This is a genomic window from Franconibacter pulveris (genome assembly GCF_056780215.1).
In genome coordinates, this window is record NZ_CM165555.1 from 3,320,110 (window position 1) to 3,340,073 (window position 19,964).

General features: G+C 58.9%; 17 protein-coding genes. 2 read left to right on the plus strand and 15 right to left on the minus strand.

The genetic code is table 11. The features are described 5' to 3' along the window. Nucleotides 1-49: 49 nt before the first annotated feature. From purF to pdxB, 9 genes are all read right to left on the minus strand, one after another. A complete protein-coding gene (gene purF, locus ACU4F7_RS15670) occupies nt 50-1,567 on the minus strand; it encodes an amidophosphoribosyltransferase (RefSeq protein WP_024556197.1) in 1,518 nt (505 codons plus the stop codon). 39 nt (nt 1,568-1,606) lie between these two features. Further along, entirely contained in the window at nt 1,607-2,092 is a 486-nt protein-coding gene (gene cvpA, locus ACU4F7_RS15675) for a colicin V production protein (RefSeq protein WP_024556196.1), read from the minus strand. Nucleotides 2,093-2,322: 230 nt separating this feature from the next. Further along, nucleotides 2,323-3,042, minus strand: coding sequence for a cell division protein DedD (gene dedD, locus ACU4F7_RS15680; RefSeq protein ID WP_029593463.1), 720 nt, complete (start codon nt 3,040-3,042; stop codon nt 2,323-2,325). Continuing rightward, nucleotides 3,032-4,300, minus strand: coding sequence for a bifunctional tetrahydrofolate synthase/dihydrofolate synthase (folC, locus tag ACU4F7_RS15685; RefSeq protein ID WP_481637302.1), 1,269 nt, complete (start codon nt 4,298-4,300; stop codon nt 3,032-3,034). Before folC ends, dedD begins: the two co-directional genes overlap by 11 nt. A gap of 72 nt (nt 4,301-4,372) precedes the next feature. Then, nucleotides 4,373-5,296, minus strand: coding sequence for an acetyl-CoA carboxylase, carboxyltransferase subunit beta (accD, locus tag ACU4F7_RS15690; protein WP_024556193.1), 924 nt, complete (start codon nt 5,294-5,296; stop codon nt 4,373-4,375). A gap of 151 nt (nt 5,297-5,447) precedes the next feature. Continuing rightward, nucleotides 5,448-6,107, minus strand: a complete 660-nt coding sequence (locus ACU4F7_RS15695; RefSeq protein ID WP_028020010.1) for a DedA family protein — start codon at nt 6,105-6,107, stop codon at nt 5,448-5,450. A 25-nt stretch (nt 6,108-6,132) separates the two neighbouring features. Next, nucleotides 6,133-6,945, minus strand: a complete 813-nt coding sequence (gene truA / locus ACU4F7_RS15700) for a tRNA pseudouridine(38-40) synthase TruA (protein WP_029593465.1) — start codon at nt 6,943-6,945, stop codon at nt 6,133-6,135. Beyond that, nucleotides 6,945-7,958 carry an aspartate-semialdehyde dehydrogenase gene (locus ACU4F7_RS15705; protein WP_024561728.1) on the minus strand — a complete coding sequence of 338 codons (1,014 nt, stop codon included), beginning with the start codon at nt 7,956-7,958 and terminating at the stop codon, nt 6,945-6,947. The genes truA and ACU4F7_RS15705 overlap by 1 nt, the downstream gene beginning before the upstream one ends. A gap of 67 nt (nt 7,959-8,025) precedes the next feature. Then, complete coding sequence (pdxB, locus tag ACU4F7_RS15710) at nt 8,026-9,162, minus strand: 4-phosphoerythronate dehydrogenase PdxB (protein WP_481637303.1); 1,137 nt, start codon at nt 9,160-9,162, stop codon at nt 8,026-8,028. Nucleotides 9,163-9,283: 121 nt separating this feature from the next. Here pdxB and flk point away from each other — a divergent pair, with 121 nt between their 5' ends. Further along, nucleotides 9,284-10,285, plus strand: a complete 1,002-nt coding sequence (flk, locus tag ACU4F7_RS15715; protein WP_481638742.1) for a flagella biosynthesis regulator Flk — start codon at nt 9,284-9,286, stop codon at nt 10,283-10,285. Between the two features lie 51 nt (nt 10,286-10,336). On the opposite strand, the gene ACU4F7_RS15720 is transcribed toward flk, so the two are convergent. After that, on the minus strand, nt 10,337-13,177 hold the full coding sequence (locus tag ACU4F7_RS15720) for a S8 family serine peptidase (protein WP_481638743.1): 2,841 nt from the start codon (nt 13,175-13,177) through the stop codon (nt 10,337-10,339). A gap of 804 nt (nt 13,178-13,981) precedes the next feature. Next, nucleotides 13,982-15,199, minus strand: a complete 1,218-nt coding sequence (gene fabB / locus ACU4F7_RS15725; RefSeq protein ID WP_029593469.1) for a beta-ketoacyl-ACP synthase I — start codon at nt 15,197-15,199, stop codon at nt 13,982-13,984. A gap of 156 nt (nt 15,200-15,355) precedes the next feature. Here fabB and mnmC point away from each other — a divergent pair, with 156 nt between their 5' ends. Beyond that, nucleotides 15,356-17,356, plus strand: coding sequence for a bifunctional tRNA (5-methylaminomethyl-2-thiouridine)(34)-methyltransferase MnmC2/FAD-dependent 5-carboxymethylaminomethyl-2-thiouridine(34) oxidoreductase MnmC1 (gene mnmC, locus ACU4F7_RS15730; protein WP_481637304.1), 2,001 nt, complete (start codon nt 15,356-15,358; stop codon nt 17,354-17,356). Between the two features lie 117 nt (nt 17,357-17,473). On the opposite strand, the gene ACU4F7_RS15735 is transcribed toward mnmC, so the two are convergent. Genes ACU4F7_RS15735 through mepA form a run of 4 tightly spaced genes read right to left on the minus strand, consistent with a single transcriptional unit; the run spans nt 17,474 to nt 19,961 of the window. After that, the gene (locus tag ACU4F7_RS15735) at nt 17,474-17,752 is read right to left on the minus strand and encodes a YfcL family protein (RefSeq protein ID WP_029593471.1); all 279 of its coding nucleotides are present in this window, start codon (nt 17,750-17,752) and stop codon (nt 17,474-17,476) included. A gap of 28 nt (nt 17,753-17,780) precedes the next feature. Beyond that, nucleotides 17,781-18,329, minus strand: coding sequence for an elongation factor P hydroxylase (locus ACU4F7_RS15740; RefSeq protein ID WP_029593472.1), 549 nt, complete (start codon nt 18,327-18,329; stop codon nt 17,781-17,783). Next, nucleotides 18,329-19,126, minus strand: coding sequence for a sulfite exporter TauE/SafE family protein (locus tag ACU4F7_RS15745; RefSeq protein WP_024558227.1), 798 nt, complete (start codon nt 19,124-19,126; stop codon nt 18,329-18,331). Before ACU4F7_RS15745 ends, ACU4F7_RS15740 begins: the two co-directional genes overlap by 1 nt. A 10-nt stretch (nt 19,127-19,136) precedes the next feature. Continuing rightward, nucleotides 19,137-19,961, minus strand: a complete 825-nt coding sequence (gene mepA, locus ACU4F7_RS15750) for a penicillin-insensitive murein endopeptidase (protein WP_029593474.1) — start codon at nt 19,959-19,961, stop codon at nt 19,137-19,139. Between the last annotated feature and the right edge of the window lie 3 nt (nt 19,962-19,964).

Sequence of the window (19,964 nt, forward strand, 5' to 3'; positions counted from 1 at the left end):
CAAAACGCGAACTAAAAAGTTCGCGTTTTATCAAAGCGAAGCGAAAAGCTTAGCCTTCGTTATGCATCTCGAGGTTTTCCACTTCGTTCTGCCGCATCACCGCTTTGGCGTCGTCGTTACGCAGGGAATCCAGGTACTCCAGATAGTTGTGATCCACATCTTTGGTCACATACACGCCGTTAAACACGGAGCATTCGAACTGCTGAATATCCGGGTTCTCAGCGCGCACCGCCTCGATAAGATCGTTGAGATCCTGGAAAATCAGCCCGTCGGCGCCGATAATCTGGCGGATCTCATCCACTTCGCGGCCGTGGGCGATAAGCTCATTGGCGCTTGGCATATCAATGCCATAAACGTTCGGGAAGCGAATCTCCGGCGCGGCGGAAGCGAGGTAAACCTTTTTCGCGCCCGCTTCGCGCGCCATCTCGATAATCTGCTCAGAGGTGGTGCCGCGTACGATGGAGTCATCCACCAGCAGCACGTTCTTATCACGGAACTCGGCACGGTTGGCGTTAAGCTTGCGGCGCACCGACTTACGGCGCAGATGCTGACCCGGCATGATAAAGGTGCGGCCCACGTAGCGGTTTTTCACAAACCCCTGGCGGTACGGCTTGTCCAGAATGCGGGCGATTTCGAGCGCGATATCGCAGGAGGTCTCCGGGATAGGAATAACCACGTCGATATCCAGATCTTCCCACTCGCGGGCGATTTTCTCGCCGAGCTTTTTGCCCATGCCCACGCGGGCGCTGTAGACAGAGATCTTGTCGATGAACGAGTCCGGACGCGCAAAGTACACATATTCGAACAGGCACGGGTTGCTCACCGGATTATCCGCGCACTGGCGGGTAAAGAGCTGGCCTTTTTCGGTGATGTAAACCGCTTCGCCCGGCGCCACGTCGCGCAGGAACTCAAAGCCCAGCGTATCCAGCGCCACGCTCTCAGAAGCGACCATATACTCGGTGCGCCCGTCGCCCACGTCGCGCTTGCCAAGCACCAGCGGACGGATGCCGTTCGGGTCGCGGAAAGCGACCATGCCGTGGCCGATGATCATCGCCACGCAAGCGTAAGCGCCGCGAATCAGGCGATTGGTGGCGGCGATGGCGGCGAAAATGTTGTCCGCTTCCAGCGGGTAGTGGCGAAAGTTATCTAATTCGCTCGCAAAAATATTCAGCAGAACTTCGGAATCGGAGGTGGTGTTGATATGGCGGCGCTTTTCCTGGAACAGCATTTTGCGCAGCTCATGGGCGTTGGTCAGGTTGCCGTTGTGGGCAAGCGTGATGCCATACGGGGAGTTGACGTAGAACGGCTGCGCCTCGGAAGCGCTGGAGCTGCCTGCGGTCGGATAGCGCACATGGCCGATGCCCATATTGCCCTGCAGACGCTGCATATGGCGGGCTTCGAATACATCATTCACCAGACCGTTTGCCTTACGCAGACGGAAGCAGTTATTTGCATCAATGGTGATGATGCCTGCGGCATCCTGCCCACGGTGCTGAAGCACCGTTAACGCGTCATAAATCGACTGGTTTACCGGCATAACACCGGCGATACCGACAATACCGCACATGTTGTCTTTTCCTCAATTCAAAGCCTGCCCCCGGCACGATTACCGGGGTAAGAAACTTGACGAGCTTTGCAGGTAATCAAAAAACCACCTGATGATGAAACTGAATTGCGGAATGAGCTGCGACTTTTGCCAGTCTTCGCTTTTCGACAGGCCGGTAAAGGTATCCAGAAAGAACAGAATGGCGGCGACAATCAGCACTCCTCGTAAAGCACCGAAACAGATCCCCAACACCCTGTCTGTCCCCGACAGGCCGGTTTTCTCCACCAGCGCGCCAATCACATAGTTGACCACCGCACCGACGATAAGCGTCGCGATAAACAGCACCGCGATAGCAATCCCATTTCGTACCAGTTCGTCCTCAAAGCCAGTGAACCAGACTGCCAGGTAAGTGTAGTAATGGCTGGCGACAAAGAAAGCACAGCCCCACGTCACCAGTGATAACGCTTCCCGCACAAACCCGCGGATAAGGCTAATCAGACAGGAGAAGCCAATCACCGCAATAATGGCGTAATCTATCCAGACCATGAATGTGTCCCACGATAAATCGCCCTGACGTCCAGTTCGGGGCGCATTCTAACAGAAAAAGAAAACGTTTGCGTAGGGTTTCCTTATCCCACTTCAATAAAAAATGGCGTTGAAAAAAGATTCAACGCCATTATCCCGCGCAGCGCGGTAAAGGCCCGTTTCGCTTACTTGTTGCCCTGACCGCTTCGCAAACGGCTGACCGATTCACGCGCCTGACCGGCGCGCTTTTATCAGTTCACGCTATAGTTCATCACCACGCCGTTGAGGCCGGAAATCTTATTCAGTTCGCCAAGCGAACCTTTAAGCTTATCTTTTGACGCTTCCGGGCCAACCAGAATGCGGGTGATTTTCCCCGCCACCGGCGTTGAAGGCGAGGTATAAACGCGATAGCCGCTGGCGCGAAGTTTACCAACAATTTCATTTACTTTGTCGGCATTTTTCAGCGCGCCCAACTGCACCACATAGGCTTTACCGGCAGGCGGCGCTTCGGGTTTGTTCTGGGTCGGCTTCGCGGCAGGCTGTTCCTCTTCGCTCAGCATCGCCAGCTGCTCATCGGTTTTATCGCGCTGCGGTTTGCTCTGCGGCTTCTCTACCGGCTTCGGTTTCTCCACCGGCTTCGGTTTGGGTTTCGGCTGTACCTCTTCCGGTACTTCGTCAATGCCCGCGCCGGTTTCCGCCGGCAGGCGCGTGGTATCAATAGAAGAGGTCGCCGCGTTGCCCGCCCTCACCTCTTCCGCCGCCCCTTCCGGCGGCTGAGCCGGCAGCGCCTGAGTGGCCGCCGGCAGCATATCGGGTTCGTTCGTGTCGCCTGGTTTCGGCACCAGAGGAATAGCGGCGAACTCATCCTGATAATGCTTTTTCTTTCCGTCAAGCAGCCCTGGCAGCACGATTACCCCGAGCGCCACCAGCACAATGGTTCCCACTAATCGGTTCTGAAACTTACTCGCCACCGGTTCTCCCCGCGTCCATCTCTTCCATTACCTGCGCTACCGTGTGGAACGACCCACACACCAGCACCGTATCTGACGCCTGCGCCTGCGCCATCGCCGCACGCCAGGCCTGGGCCACACTTGCGAAAACCTCGCCTGCGCCGAGATGCTCGATTAACTGCTCTGCGCTGGCGCCGCGGGGCCCTTCCAGAGGGGCACAATACCAGCTATCGACTACAGGCTCCAGACAGGCCAGCGTCCCGGCGATATCTTTGTCATGCAGCATGCCGATCACCGCCAGCACCCGGCCGCGCGTTGGCGCCTGGCGCAGGCGTTCGGCCAGGTAAGCTGCCGCATGAGGATTATGCGCCACATCGAGGATAAGGCGCGGGGAGTCGCTCACAATCTGAAAACGTCCCGGCAGCGTTGCGCGGGCAATGCCCTCGCGGATAGCCTCTTCGCTTATCGCCAGCCCGCTTGCGCGCAGCGCGGCGAGCGCCGTGGCGGCGTTAGGCTGCGGCACCTGCGGCAGCGGCAGGTTTTCAAGCGCGCCCTGAGCGTCAGCAAACCGCCAGCCCCCTTCACCTACCTCATAGTTCCAGTCTGCGCCGAGGCGCAGCAGCAGCGCGCCTTTCTCCGCAGCCACGTCGGCGATGGTATGGGGCATATCCGGCTCGCCCACCACGGCCGGTTTGCCCTGGCGGAAAACGCCCGCTTTTTCGCGGCCGATGCTTTCGCGATCCGGCCCCAGCCAGTCGACGTGATCGAGCGCGATGCTGGTGACCGCAGCCACATCCGCATCCACCAGGTTAGTCGCGTCCAGACGACCGCCCAGCCCGACTTCGAGGATAACCACATCCAGCTGCGCCTGTTTAAAAAGCCACAGCGCCGAGAGCGTGCCGTATTCGAAATAGGTGAGCGAGGTTTCGCCCCGCGCCGTTTCGATTTCCGCGAAGGAGGCGGTATGGCGCGCCTCGGGCAATTCTTTGCCCTGTACGCGCACGCGTTCGGTATAACGCACCAGATGCGGAGAACTATACACCCCTACCTTGTAGCCGGCCGCCATCAGCACCGCTTCCAGCGTGCGACAGGTGGTGCCCTTGCCGTTAGTGCCCGCGACGGTGAAAACGAACGGTGCGGGTTTGGTTACGCCAAGCGCGGCCGCCACGCGGGAGACGCGCTCAAGCCCCATGTCGATGGTTTTACTGTGCAGGTTTTCCAGATAAGAAAGCCACGTGGCCAGAGGCGACGTGGCTTGCGGAATAGATTGCTGTTCCATGATGCCCGTATCCTGGTTACGGTTCAGAAAAGAAAAAGGGCAGCGCCGGTGCGGCCCTGCCCTTCAAGACTATCAGGCCTCTTGCTGACCCTGTTCCGGCGCGGGCGGAACCACGACCGCTTCGCGCGGCGCATCCGGGTTCGGCGCCGGCAGATTCATCAGCTTCGCCAGAATGCTGGCAAGCTTCAGTCGCAGCTCCGGACGACGGACTATCATGTCGATAGCGCCCTTTTCGATCAGGAACTCGCTGCGCTGGAAGCCCGGCGGCAGTTTTTCACGTACGGTTTGCTCGATAACGCGCGGGCCGGCGAAGCCAATCAGCGCTTTCGGCTCGGCGATGTTAAGGTCGCCCAGCATCGCGAAGCTCGCGGAGACGCCGCCCATGGTCGGGTCGGTCAGCACGGAGATATACGGCAAGCCGCGCTCCTGCATTTTCGCCAGCGCCGCAGAGGTTTTCGCCATCTGCATCAGCGACATCAGCGCTTCCTGCATACGCGCGCCGCCAGAGGCGGAGAAGCAAATCAGCGGGCAGTTATCTTCCAGCGCCTGCTCAACGGCGCGGACAAAACGCGCGCCGACGACAGAACCCATGGAGCCGCCCATGAAAGCAAACTCAAAGGCCGCCGCGACAACCGGCATCCCGTGCAGGGTGCCTTTCATAACGATCAGCGCGTCTTTTTCGCCGGTCTCTTTCTGGGCGGTTGCCAGACGGTCTTTGTATTTTTTGGAATCTTTGAACTTCAGCACATCTTTCGGCTCAAGCTCACTACCCAGTTCCACCAGCGAACCTTCGTCCAGCAGGCTGTGCAGACGATCGCGGGCCGCCATGCGCATATGGTGGTCGCACTTCGGGCAGACCTCCAGGTTGCGCTCCAGCTCGGCGCGATAAAGCACCTGGCCGCAGTTGTCACACTTGGTCCACACGCCTTCCGGAATGTTCGCCCTGCGGGTGGGGGTAATATTGCTTTTATTGAGAATTCGTTCAATCCAGCTCATTGATGACCTTTCTGCCTGAACCTGGTCGATGCCAGTTTTTCTGTGGGGGCGCATAATGCCATTTTTGCCCCCGACAGACCATAAATGCTGTTCATTAAACCATAATGGCCCGCGACTTTGGATAAAAAAGTGGTCGAACCGCTTATAGCCCTTATTTTGACTGCCGCGCTGCGGCGCGCTTGTGGCGCACCACTTCATAAACGCCCGGCAAGACAGACGCGAGAATAATCAACACCATAACCACTTTCAGGTTTTCCTGAATTAACGGTATGGTGCCGAAGAAATAGCCAGCGTAGGTAAAGATAAGCACCCACAACAGCGCGCCAATCACATTATAGAAAGCGAAATGGCGGTAGGACATATGGCCCATGCCAGCGACGAACGGCGCGAAAGTGCGCACAATCGGCACGAAGCGCGCCAGAATAATCGTCTTGCCGCCGTGGCGCTCGTAAAACGCATGCGTTTTATCAAGATAGCTCTGCCGGAAGATTTTCGAGTCCGGGTTGCTGAAAAGCTTCGCGCCGAACAGACGCCCGATAGTGTAGTTCACCGCATCGCCAAGAATAGCGGCAATCACCATCAGCACGACCATCAGATGCACGTTGAGATCGTTGGAAGGCAGCGCGGAGAGCGTCCCCGCCACAAACAGCAGCGAGTCGCCCGGTAAAAACGGCGTCACCACCAGCCCCGTTTCGCAGAACAAAATCAGGAACAGTATGGCGTAAACCCAGACGCCGTAGGCGGCCACCAGTTCGGCCAGATGCACATCAATGTGCAAAATAAAATCAACGATAAAGCGGATAGCATCCATCATGTTTTGCCTTCCTCAACAGCATTCAGTCAGCTAAAAAAAGGGGGCCCATCGGCGGTCTGGGCAGCGCAAAATGCGCCGGGTAGTCCACCGAAACCAGATAGAGCCCTTCCGCTTTCGCTGTGGCGGCGGCAAGGGTTCTGTCCTTCGCCGCCAGCAGCTCCGCCATCCAGGTTTCCGGCTGGTTGCCGCAGCCGATTTCCATCAGGCTGCCGACGATATTGCGCACCATATGGTGTACAAAAGCGTTCGCTTTGATATCCACCACCACGTAAGCGCCATAGCGCGTTACGAAGATGTGCATCAGGTTGCGCCAGGGCGTACGCGACTGGCACTGCACGGCGCGAAACGAGGTAAAGTCGTTTTCGCCAAGCAGGCACTGCGCCGCCCGGTGCATACGTTCGGCGTCCAGCGGCAGGTGGTAATGGGTTACGCCCTGCTGCAACACCGCCGGGCGCAGGCGATGATTATAGATAACGTAACGATAGCGGCGCGCCGTGGCGCTAAATCGCGCGTGAAAATCTTCCGGCACATCTTTTACCCAGCGTACGGCGATGTCACCAGGTAAATTCGCATTTACGCCCAGCGTCCAGGCCGCGTCCTTACGCTGCGCCGTGGTTTCGAAATGCACAACCTGCCCGGTGGCGTGTACCCCCGCGTCGGTGCGCCCGGCGCAAAAGATGCTGACAGGCTCGTTCGCCACTTGCGAAAGCGCTTTCTCAAGCTTCTCCTGCACGCTGCGCACTTCCTGCTGACGCTGCCAGCCATAATATTTACTGCCGTCGTACTCAATGCCGAGCGCGATTTTCATTACCGGCTTTTCCAGACTTTCCGACATCAGTAGAAATACTCCTGAAGGAGTTTCTCCGCGGTTTTTACCGCCATCAGCGCGCCGCCAAAGCGGACGTTATCCGCCACCGACCAGAACTGGATCTGCTCCGGCATGCCGTAATCGTTGTGCACGCAGCCTACGGAAAGCTGAGCATTGCCGGATGCGTCGCCCACCTGCGTCGGGAACTCGCTCTCTTCGGAAAGGGCGATATCCTCGCCGCGCGCGAAGGCGTCGCGCGCCTCTTCCGCCGCCAGCGGGCGCAGCGCTTCAAAATTCACCATCTGCGCATGGCCGTAGAAAACCGGCGACTGCACGAGGCTTGCGGAGATAATCAGCCCTTCGTCTTGCAAGACTTTACGAACTTCATCTACCAGGCGGCGCTCCTGACGCACGCTGCCCTCGCTGTCCGGCAGCATCGGCAGCAGGTTGAACGCCAGCTGGCGGCCGAAGAAATCGTCTTCATCAATCGGAATGCCGTTGAGCAGCTTCGCGCTCTGCCCCGCCAGCGCATCCACCGCCGCCTTGCCCTGCGCGGAAACGGAAAGCAGGCTGGTGACCTGAATGCGGGAAAGGCCGCCTTCGTCAATCAGCGGTTTGAGCGCGCACAGCAGCTGGCTGGTCAGGCTGTCCGCCACGGCCACCAGATTACGGTTGCGGTAATCGGCCAGCACAAACGGGTTAACATCCGGCACGACCAGCGGCACATCCGGCTCCAGCGCGAACAGGCCGCTGGAGTCGATAACCAGACAGCCCGCGTTAGTGGCCTCTTCCGCATAGCGCGCGGAAGCTTCGACGCCCGCAACGAAAAAGGCGAGCTGCGCCTGAGTCCAGTCAAACGCGTCGGCATCCTGAACCTGCACGCTTTTGCCTGCGAAACGCAGCGTTTCGCCCGCGCTTTCCGCACGAGCCAGAGGGTAAAGTTCGCCCACCGGGAACTGACGCTCGGCAAGCAGTTCGAGCAGGGCCTCTCCCACGGCGCCCGTGGCGCCCAGTATGGCGATGTTCCAGCCTTCAGACATGGTGGTTTACTCCAGACAATAAAAAAGCATTCCCCGCGCGCTACGGGCGGGGAATGAGAGAAAGTGGTTAACGGGCCGGATGATAAACAGCGTTAAAGCCAAGCTTTTGCAACAGTTCAGCGCTGACGGCGTCGTCGCACTGCACATACAGGGACGACCATTCGCGGCGCTCAAGGTAGTTCTTGCGAAGCTTATCAAACTCACCCGGGATGCCCGCTACTTTACGCAGCGGCGCATCATCGCGGCGCACATCATACACCAGATGGATAAGTCTTTTTAGCGTTGCCTGATCGAGCGGCCCGTGCAGCGTAATGCGGCCAAACTCCGGCGCGGGAAGCAACGTATCAAGGGCAACCTGCTGCGCCTGGCCGATAAACGCGCTGAATGCTTCAAACACCTGCGTCGTGCCGCGCGCTTTGCCTTCCAGGGTGTAACCGGCGATGTGCGCGGTGCCGATATCCACTTTTTTCAGCAGGTCGAGGTTGAGTTCCGGCTCCGGCTCCCAGACATCCAGCACCACGCTTAACTTCTGCCCTTCGTTCAGGCATTTCAGCAGCGCGGCGTTATCTACCACCGGCCCGCGGCAGGCGTTAATAAGAATGGCGCCGGGCTTGAGGCGGCGGATCAGCGCCTCATCGGCCAGATGCAGCGTTTTGTAAGCGCCTTCTTTATAAAGCGGCGTGTGGAACGTCAGGATATCCGCCTCATTAACCAGCTCGTCCAGCGGCCGGAAATCCGCGTCGTCGCCCCGCTCTGCGCGCGGCGGGTCGCACAACAGCGTGCGCACGCCCAGCGCTTCCAGCCGCGCCTGCAGGCGGGAGCCGACATTGCCGACGCCGACGATGCCGACGGTGCGGTCAGTAAGCGCAAAGCCGTCGCGCTCGGCAAGCCCCATTAGCGCGGAGAAAACATATTCCACCACGGCGATGGCGTTACAGCCGGGCGCGGCGGAAAAAGCGACGCCCGCCTCGCGTAAATATGCTTCATCAACGTGATCGGTGCCGGCGGTGGCGGTGCCGACGAATTTTATGCGTTTACCGGCAAGCAGGTCGCGGTTGACCTTCGTCACCGAGCGCACCATCAGCGCGTCGGCGTCGTCCAGTTCACTCTGCGGGATTGGACGGCCCGGCACCGCTTTTACCTCGCCAAGGCGGCTGAAAAGCTCACGGGCGTAAGGCATATTTTCATCAACGAGGATTTTCACGTTTCAGTACCTGTTTTGTGCGGGAGATAACCGGTAAGTGTGCCATAATCTCGCCGCCAGGCATACTTAACAGCCTGGTAATGTTTCGCGACAACGTCCGGTCAGTTAAGGATTATTGATGATGCAACCCATTCAGGGCGCTACGGCGCGCCCTCCCGGCGAGCCGCCCTCCGCACTTCCACCGCAAGAGCAGCCGCTTTCCACTCAGCAGCGCACCGTGCTGGAGCGCCTCATTACCCGCCTTGTTGCGCTGACTCAGCAACAGAGCGCGGAAGTGTGGGCGGGCATGAAGCATGATTTAGGGCTTAAAAGCGACGCCCCCCTGCTCTCGCGCCATTTTCCCGCCGCCGAGCAAAACCTGAACCAGCGCCTGACCAGCGCGCAGCAAACCCATGCCAACCGCCAGGTGTTGTCGCAGCTTACCGAGTTGCTGAGCGTGGGCAACAACCGCCAGGCGGCGAGCGATTACATTCGCCAGCAGTTTGGCCACGCGGCCCTGAACCAGCTTACGCCGGACCAGCTTAAAAGCGTGTTGTCGCTTTTACAGAATAATCAACTGAATATTCCGCAGCCGCAGCAGCGCCCGGCCACCGACCGCCCGTTGCAGCCTGCCGAGCACAATACGCTTAACCAACTGGTGACGAAGCTTGCCGCCGCCACGGGCGAGTCGCCGAAGCTCATCTGGCAATCGATGCTGGAACTCTCCGGCGTGAAAACCGGCGAGCTGATCCCGGCGAAACATTTCGCCCTGCTGACGACCTGGCTTACGGCGCGCCAGACGCTCGCCCAGCAGCCTTCGCCCACGCTGCATAGCGTGCAGGCCGCGCTGCGCCAGCCGATGGAGCCGCGAGAATGGCAAGAGATGAGCGATTACGCCCAGCAGCGCTATCAGGCCACGCCGCAAACCCTGCTGACGACCGCCCAGGTGCAGGATATCCTCAACCAGGTGTTTGTCCGCCGCGCCGAACGTTCGCCGGAAAGCCTTGAAGTGCGTAACATCCAGCCTATCTATAACCCGCTTATCGCCTCGGTTATCGAGCCGATGAAAAACCTCTCGGCCCGCCCCGGGCTAGCGCTGTTCGCGTTTGTCATCGTACTGCTTCTGCTCTGGCTGGTTATCTAGCCGCAATAAAAAAGGCTCCCCGAAGGGAGCCTTTTGTTTCATTACCCGTGATTAAAAGCCGACGCTGAAGCCTGCTTCCAGCTGCGCGTCGCTTCGGCCGTCGCTGAGGGTATGTTCACCGCCAAACGACAGGCTGTAATCATCGTTAAATTGCCACATCACACTGACGCCCGTCGTCCAGACATCCTGCGGCGCTGTGACGCCCGCCAGCGGCATAGCCTGGTCGACGCCGGTAAAGCTTGCCTGATAACGGCCGCTTTCCTGGCTGACGGTGCGCTGATAATGCGTCTGGAAACCGACGCCAATGCGACCATATTTCAGCAGTTCCTGCGTGTAGCGGGTGCGTAAACCCACGCCCGCCTGCCAGCGGCCGGTGGTCTGGTCATCCGCCTTCAGACCGAAGCCGCTGCGGCTCTGCTCTTCGAAAGCGCGCTGACGCAGGCTGATATACTGCGCGTCCGCAAACGGCGTAACCTGCCACTGCTCGCCGCTGAAGCGATAACCGCTCTCGCTGCCAAGCGTAAACCAGCTGCCGCTCTGACGGCTGCTGACGCGCTCGGACTGGCTGCCAAGCCACAGCATGCGGCGCTGATCGCCGTCGTAGTAGCCGGACGCCATACGTCCGGTCACATAGTAGCCGCCAAAGATTTTGCCGCCGTAAAGCGCCGCTTCATTCAGCGTGCCGCGACTGCTTTCACCGCCGCTGCTCAGGCTGCCGGAGGTGTTGCCAAACATCAGCGAACTGCCGATAAAGGTGTTGCTGTCGATAAAGGTATCGTGCCCCGTCACCCAGCCGTTCGCGGCGTAGTTTACTGGCGCAAAACCGGCGTGGCCAAGGCTGCCGTTCCAGGAGAAACGCTCCGCCCACTGGCGGCTTTGCGGCGCGTCCATCAGTTGCGCGATATGCTCCGCGTCGCGACGCTGGCTCAGGTTGATGGACTGATAGGCCATCGCGCTGCCCGCCGCCGGAAGCTGCCCGGAAAGGCTCTCAAGCGTCGCCTGCGCCGCCTGCGCCGTCGGCGCTTGCTGAATTTGCGCCGCCGTCGCCGCAAACGCGGTTTTCTGCGCGTCCGCCGGTTGGTTATCCAGTTGCACAAAAGCCTGCTCAAGGCGCGTTGCGCCGGAAGCGGCGGCTGGCGTGTAATTCACGCCGCTCACCTGCGTGGCCTGAAGGCGCTGAATATTCAGCCAGACCTGGTTTGCGCTGTAACCTACCGAAGCGTCCAGGAAAACGCCTGGCTCCTGCGTGAAGCTGCTGAACTGCCCCTGCACCGACCCGGCGTTAATCACCTCCTGCTGGCTTTTGGTAACGTAACCCTGAGGCACGCCCAACACGTGAAGATCGCCATCCAGCGCGGCATTACCCGCAACGTTAAGCGTAGAGCCCAGCATGAAAGCAAGATGCCCTTCGCCATACTGCGTGTAGTTGCCGCCGAAGCGGGTTTCGCCATCGCGAAGGATCACATATCCACGGTTATCAACATCGCCCTTTACGCCGCGCATGTCGAGGGCGCCTGCGCTGCCTACGCTTGCGGAAGAGGCGATGCCCTTGCCGGAGAGGATGCCGCCCAGTACGCGGGTCGCGCCGGTATAGGTGGCTTCTTCCGTCATCACCAGCGTGCCGGTGCCGTTTTTAATCAGCCCGCCTGCGCCGCTGATGGGGTTGCTCCAGGTCGAGCTGTAACCATCAAACGATACGCTGACATCGCCCCAGTCAAACTTCGCCGGACCTTTGATGGCTTTGCCCACGTCGAGCATGCCGTAGCCATAAACCTCATCCACCCCCGGCGCGCCGAGGTCGGCGGCGGTGCCAAGCAGCGTCTGGCGTACCAGATCGTTTGAGAAATAAGGGAACTGCTGCCAGACCTGCGCGGCCGCGCCTGAGACCTGCGGCGCGGCGAAAGAGGTGCCGTTCACCAGACGCAGCTGCGCGTTGCCCTGCTCGTCTTCCTCAAGCACATAAACGTTACCCGGCGCAGCGAGGCAATTGTATTTGCTGATGCCGCAGCGGTTCGCGTAAGAGGCGATAGCGTTCAGGTTATTGGTCGCCGTCACCACCAGCCAGCCTTTTTCCAGCTCCTGCGAGCCTGAAACGACAGGCAGGCTGGCGATGGTGCTCGGGTTGGCGGCGGAACTGTTGCCGCTTGCGAACACCACCAGTCCGCCCTGGGCGATAAATGGCTTCCAGGCGTTGACGTAGTAGTTGGTTGTCGCGCTATTCGTCGTGTCCCAGTTCGGGATTTCCCATGAGTTGTTGATGATTTTCGCGCCCGCGCGCGCCAGGTCGCTGTTAACCTGAGACAGGGAAAGGCTGTAGGCGGCGTTGCTGCTGTCGGGGATAATACGGGCGCTGATAAGCGACGCGCCGGAAGCGGTGCCGCCGGAGAAAACGCGGGCTGTACGGCCCGCCAGCGTCTGGGCGACCGACGTGCCGTGGCCGCGCACATCTTCTACGTTAAGGTTGTTGGTTGCCGGGTCGACATAATTGAGCACGCCCGTCACGGCGCCCTGCAATGCCGGGTTCTGGCTGTCGATGCCCGTATCCGCAACGCCAACGGTAACGCCGGCGCCGTTCACGCCTGCCGCTCTCGCCGCCGCCGCGTTGGTAGTAAACAGGTTCTGGTTCCATGGCGTGCTGACAACGGTTTCCCCTGCAGAAAGCGCAGGCCCGCCGGGCTGAGCAACCGGCGCTTTTAAAAGCGTGTTGTTGACCGGCGGGGTTGCCGCAACGCCGCTGCTGTCGTTGCCCGAACTGGCGTTATTACCCGCGCCGCCGCCGCTGTTCTGCGCGCTCGTCTTACTGGCGCCGTCGCCCGTGACGCCGTTAACGGTGCCGCTGTTGTCGCCGCCACCACCGCCACCGCCGCCGCCGCCGCTGCAAGCAGAGAGCATCACAATCAAAACTGATTTCCCTGTAATCGAAAAAGTCCGTTTACCCAAAGACTTTTTTGAGGGCATAACAACTCCCGGGCGATTTAACGCCTTAATAAAAAAGTTTTCCCTGAATTCCGCAAATTAAAAATTTCGGCTTTCATATGTCTGCATAAATGCCGCCAGCAGCAGAATGGAACTACTTATTGCAGGAAGAACTATCAAAATAAACAGGTGATATTTCTTTTTGCTTGCTTTAGTGGCGCTACACTCTATCGGCTTAGTTCAGCAAAACTTTAATTTTACATATATGCAGCAGGATATTTTTTAGGTAATTACTTTAAATACAAGGAGATAAATTTTGCTTAGGCGGAGGCTGCCATCAGGCCAGGCTCGTCTCCTGAGCCCTGACCAGGACTGGGGCGGCGAGGGAAACCGGGAGAATGATACAGACAAAGCGAGCGTCCACCCCTTTAACAACCAGGGTGATGCAACCTTATTAATTAGCTGACTAAAGAATTAATCCCCTGACTTATTATTAGCGGCATTTATTCCTTTCTTTTTAATATATAAATCCCGGCCGTTATCAATCTAAAAAATACAGCATCAAATTTTAATGCCGCTTGTCGCAGGGTTATTTCTTTTAAAGAGACACAACCCTGAATTAATAACCATCTGAAACCGCCTGTTTATGATTTGCTTTACTATCCGCACCGGGAAAATAGTGGGCTGTGGGGAGAGCCTGAAGCAGCGCTACCGCCGGGCTAAGCTGGCAAAAAGGCAAAAAAAAGAGCGCCTTCGCGCTCTTTTCTATCGGGTAGCGTTTTACGCTTTCAGCTTACGCATAACCAGCGTGGCGTTGGTGCCGCCAAAACCGAAGCTGTTAGACATCACGGTCGTCAGCTCGCGCACGGTCGGTTCCGTTACAATGTTAAGACCTTCCGCCTGCTCATCCATCTCTTCAATGTTAATGCTCGGCGCGATAAAACCGTGCTCCAGCATCAGCAGGGAGTAGATAGCTTCCTGCACGCCTGCGGCGCCCAGAGAGTGGCCGGTCATCGCCTTGGTGGCGGAAATCGCCGGGGTATTGTTGCCGAACACTTCACGAATAGCGCCCAGCTCTTTCACGTCGCCCACCGGCGTGGAAGTGCCGTGCGAGTTCAGGTAGTCGATTGGCGCGTCGAGATCCTGCATCGCCATCTTCATGCAACGCACCGCGCCTTCGCCCGACGGAGCAACCATATCTGCGCCATCGGAAGTCGCGCCGTAGCCGACGATTTCAGCATAAATGTGGGCGCCGCGCGCCAGCGCGTGCTCCAGCTCTTCCACAACGACCATACCGCCGCCGCCTGCGATAACAAAGCCATCGCGGTTCGCATCATAGGTGCGGGACGCTTTTTCCGGCGTTTCGTTGTATTTGGTGGAGAGCGCGCCCATGGCGTCGAACTCACAGGCCATTTCCCAGCCCAGCTCTTCGCCGCCGCCGGCAAAAACGATATCCTGTTTGCCAAGCTGGATCTGCTCAACCGCGTTGCCGATGCAGTGTGCGGAAGTCGCGCAAGCGGAGCTGATGGAATAGTTCACGCCGTGGATTTTGAACGGCGTCGCCAGGCAGGCGGAGACCGCGGAAGCCATCGCTTTGGTCACGACATATGGACCAACCGCTTTCAGACCGCGCGGGCTGCGCATCGCGTCTGCGCCAAATACCTGCGCTTTGGAAGAGCCGCCGGAACCAGCGATGATGCCAACGCGCGGGTTGTTCTGATAAACCTCTTCGCTCAGGCCTGCATCCTTGATGGCTTCCTGCATCGAAAGATACGCATAGATAGAGGCATCGTTCATGAAACGAACCACTTTGCGGTCAATCAGGCCAGTGGTGTCCAGTTTTACGTTACCCCAGACGTGGCTGCGCATACCGGAATCGAGAAATTCTTGAGAGAAAGTGATCCCCGAGCGCCCTTCACGCAGAGATGCCAGGACTTCCTGCTGGTTATTACCGATGCTGGAAACGATGCCCAAGCCAGTAATCACTGCACGTTTCATTCAATACCTCTGTAGTCGCACTTTGTAAGATTCGTGTCGCAAGATAGCGTACACTTGTACGCCGAACAAGTCCGATCAGCCAAAATATCAGGAAATTTGCACCGCTTTACACACATCGTTAAGATCGTGCCACCGCCTGTCAGACGAGCAACTTACGTGAAACTTAACGCGATACAACCGGCCAGCCTTGACTTTAATAGTGAGGGTACACCTGTTTCCCGAGATTTTGATGACGTTTACTTTTCTAATGATAATGGGCTGGAAGAAACCCGTTATGTTTTTCTCGGCGGCAATCACTTGCCGGAACGCTTCCTCACGCATCCCCGTTCGTCGTTAGTCGTCGCCGAAAGCGGCTTCGGCACTGGCCTCAACTTCTTAACGCTCTGGCAGGCGTTTGACGATTTTCGCCATGCCCACCCGCAGGCGACCCTTCAGCGCCTGCACTTCATCAGCTTCGAAAAATTTCCGCTGACCGCGCAGGATCTCAGGCAAGCGCACGCCCACTGGCCTGAACTCGCGCCGTGGGCGCAAAAGCTGCAGCAGCAATGGCCGCTGCCGCTGCCGGGTTGCCAGCGTTTGTTGCTGGACGACGGGCGCGTCACGCTCGATCTCTGGTTTGGGGATATCAACTCGCTTGTCGATGAGCTGGATGATTCGCTCAATCAACAGGTAGACGCCTGGTTTCTGGACGGCTTTGCGCCAGCGAAAAACCCGGATATGTGGACGCCGAAGCTTTTCTCGGCAATGGCGCGCCTGGCGCGTAGAGAGGGCACGCTTGCGACATTCACCTCAGCCGGGTTTGTACGCCGGGGTTTGCAGGAGGCGGGTTTTACCATGCAAAAGCGCAAAGGCTTTGGGCGCAAGCGCGAAATGCTGACCGGCATCCTTGAAGCGCGAGAGGACGCCGTTTCGCGCACGCCCTGGTTTGCCCGCTCGCCTGCCGCCGCCCGGGAAGCCGCGATTATCGGCGGCGGCATCGCCAGCGCCCTGCTCTCGCTCGCGCTGTTACGCCGCGGCTGGCAGGTGACGCTTTATTGTGAAGATGACGCTCCGGCTCAGGGCGCATCCGGCAACCGCCAGGGCGCGCTTTATCCGCTGCTAAGCCAGCACGACGCCGCGCTGGCGCGCTTTTTCCCGGCTGCTTTTACGTTTGCGCGTCGTCTTTACGACAGCCTGCCGGTGACATTCGACCACGACTGGTGCGGCGTCACGCAGCTTGGCTTCGATGAAAAAAGCCAGCAGAAGATTGACCAGATGCTGAGCCTGGATTTACCCCAGACGCTGGCGCGGGCGGTTACGGCGCAGGAAGTGGAAGCGCGTGCGGGCGTACGCACCGGCTGCGGCGGCATTGAATATCCGCAGGGCGGCTGGCTGTGCCCCGCTCAACTCACGGCGGGCGTGCTGGAGCTTGCCTGCAAGCTGGGTTTAAAAACGCATTATCGTCGCCGCGTTACTGCGCTCGCACAGGAGCAAACCGGCTGGAGGCTCAATTTTGATAACGGCGAGCAGGCTTACCATCAGGTCGCCGTGCTGGCGAATGGCTGGCAGATAAGCCGCTTTGAACAGACGGCGCCGCTGCCGGTCTACCCGGTCGGCGGCCAGGTAAGCCATATCCCCACCGCGCCGGCGCTTGGCAAGCTGCGCCAGGTGCTCTGCTATGACGGTTATCTGACGCCGCAAAACCCGGCCAACGGCATGCACTGTATCGGCGCAAGCTATCATCGCGGACGCGAGCAGATGGTTTATAACGAGGCGGATCAGCAGCATAACCGCCAGCGGCTGATTGACTGCCTGCCGCAGGCCGACTGGGCGCAGGAAGTGAATGTCAGCGGCGGCGAAGCGCGCTGCGGCGTGAGGTGCGCAACGCGCGACCACTTGCCGATGGTGGGCAACGTGGCGGACTACGCAGCAACGCTTTCGCAATACGCGACGCTTGCCGCCGCGCCGGAAAACGCCGCCCCCGCCCCGGTTCACGCCAATCTCTTTATGCTGGGCGCGCTTGGCTCCCGCGGGCTATGCAGCGCGCCGCTGGCTGCGGAAATTCTCGCTTCGCAAATGAACGATGACCCGCTGCCGCTGGATAGCGCAACGCTTGCGACGCTGAACCCCAACCGTCTATGGGTGCGAAAGCTGCTGAAAGGAAAAGCGGTGAAGTGATGTGAGTGTCGCAGTGGATGGGAAAGGCGCTACGCTTTTCAGCCCGGAGTCGTTCACGCATACCTGAACCGCTCCTCCCCGTCAGGAAGAGGAGCGGTGCAAGTTAAGACCCGAGGGTTACTTAAACTTCGCCTGCTGGAACAGGTTATCCCACATGCCAAGCACCAGCGCCTGGTCGCGCGGGGAGAGCTCGCCGGCATGGATGGCGGTTTCAAGGCTGTTGGTCACTTTCGCATACACCGCTTCCGGCGAATGATCGTCGCCCTGCTCAAGCTCGGCTACCGCCAGCGTCAGGTGCCCGCGCAGGTAGCCGCTGGCGAACAGTTCATCATCGCTGGCATGCGCCACCATGTCGTCAATCAGCGCCAGAATGCGTGCTTCAAATTCCGCGATCATCTTGTTTCCTCTTTCAGTACTATGGCGATCAGCACAAGTCTTCCGGCCATGGAAATTGCTCCGCCGTAAACGGCGGCGTCTGGTAATAATCTTGCAGAGCAGCGATAAAACGCGCCGGGCGCGTCGGGATCCCCTGCTCCAGATAAGTCATCACCTGAGCGTGCACCCGACGCTGAAAAGCGATGCGATCCGGGTCAAAATCGCCGCTCAGGTTGTCGCAGCTAACGTTAAACGGAAAATTCGCCGCCGCGCAAAAGAGCCATTCCAGCGCCTGCGGCTTCACTTCAACATCTTCAAACTGGTGCTGCGTGGCTTCGTCGCGTCCGTCCGGGCAGTACCAGTAGCCGAAGTCCACTAGCTCGCGCCGCGCTTTGCCCGCAATACACCAGTGCGAAATCTCATGCAGGGCGCTGGCGTAAAAACCGTGGGCGAAAACCACCCGGTTATAAGGCGCTTCGTCATCAGCCGGAAGATAGACAGGTTCATCGTCGCCTTTAATCAGACGGGTATTAAATTCTCCGGCAAAGCAGCCGTCGAATATCTCTATTAGCTGTTGGTAATGGTGTTCTTTACTCATTAGTTTATCCCTAAGGCTTGCAGAATTTCCGTTCCATGGCTGTCATATAAAAGTTTGGCGCTCATGACCGCCGAGACAATCACTATCATCGGGCGAATGAGCTTCTGGCCTTTGCTCAGCACCAGCCTTGAACCCAGGCGGGCGCCCAAAAACTGCCCCGCCAGCATAATAAACCCGGTCCCCCACACCACTTTGCCGCCGATAATAAACAGCAGCAGGCCGCCAATATTCGAGGTGGCGTTGAGCACCTTGGCGTGAGCGGTGGATTTAGCAAGGTTATAGCCGCAGAGCGTGACAAAGGCCAGCGCGTAAAACGAGCCTGCGCCGGGGCCGAAGAAGCCGTCATAAAAACCCACGCAGCCCCCGGCCACCAGCGCAAAAGGCAGGCCATAGAGACGACGCTGCCGGTCCTCTTCGCCAAGCCGCGGCATCAGCAAAAAATAGAGGCCGATGCCGATAACCAGCAGCGGCAGGATCTGGCGCAGCACGTCAGATTTCACATGCTGCACCAGCAGCGCGCCGGTGGTCGAACCGATGAAGGTCATCAGAATGTTAAGCTTCTGCGATTTAAGATCCACCACGCCGCGACGGATAAAATAGAGCGAGGAAGAGATTGAACCGCCGCACGCCTGCAGCTTATTGGTGGCCAGCGCCTGCGCGGGCGACATGCCCGCCGCCAGCAACGCAGGCACGGTCAGCAGCCCGCCGCCGCCCGCCAGCGCGTCGATAAACCCCGCCAGCATGGCGACGAAAAACAGCACGCCAAGCAGCAGCGGGGAAACCATAAAGAGATCCATTTACTTATCCTTAAAGTACATGCTCATCCAGCAGCGCCTGACAGGAAGGCGGTGGCGGCGGCGGCGCTTTCTTCACTGGCGCCTGTCCGCCCGGTTTGGCGGGAATAAACCAACTTTGCAGCTCCTCGCCGCAGCCATCGCCTGGCGGCGGCGGCGCTTGCTCTTCGCACTCAAGGCTGTCAGCCGGACAGCGCAGGCGCACATGCATATGGGCGCGGTGCTGGAACCACGGGCGCACTTTGCGCAGCCAGTCGCGATCCGGCCCGGCGTCCAGACACAGTTGCTGCTTAATGGCCGGGTTGACGAAAATACGCGTCACTTCATCATCCAGCGCGGCAAGCTTGATAAGCCCGCCGATTTCCGGTTTCCACAATGAAGGCACAACCGATTTCCCGTCGCGCGCCACCAGATCCAGCGCCTGAGGCTTGAGCAGCTGTGAGGCGCTCCAGCGCGTTTTCGGCAGTTGAAGGAAGATATCGACGTCAAGCCCGGTCTGGTGGCTGGCGTGACCGCCGTTAAAGCGTCCTCCCGCAGGCATTCCCATGTCGCCGACCAGTACGGTGCCCATGCCGAGGCGATGCGTTTCGCCGCTGAGACGCTGGATAAAACGCACCAGATCCGGATGACCGAAATAGCGACGCTGGTCGGTGCGCATTACCTGATAAGCATCGTCGTTAAGCGGCAGCGCTTGCGCGCCCACAATACAGCCGTTGGAAAAGGCGCCGATAGACTGGGCGCTGCCGGGAATAGGATGACTGATTTTTTGCCACGGCGTGGCGGCGAAAACCGCGCTGCTGGCACAGAGAGCCAGCAGCGCGCAGAGTGCTTTTTTCATGCT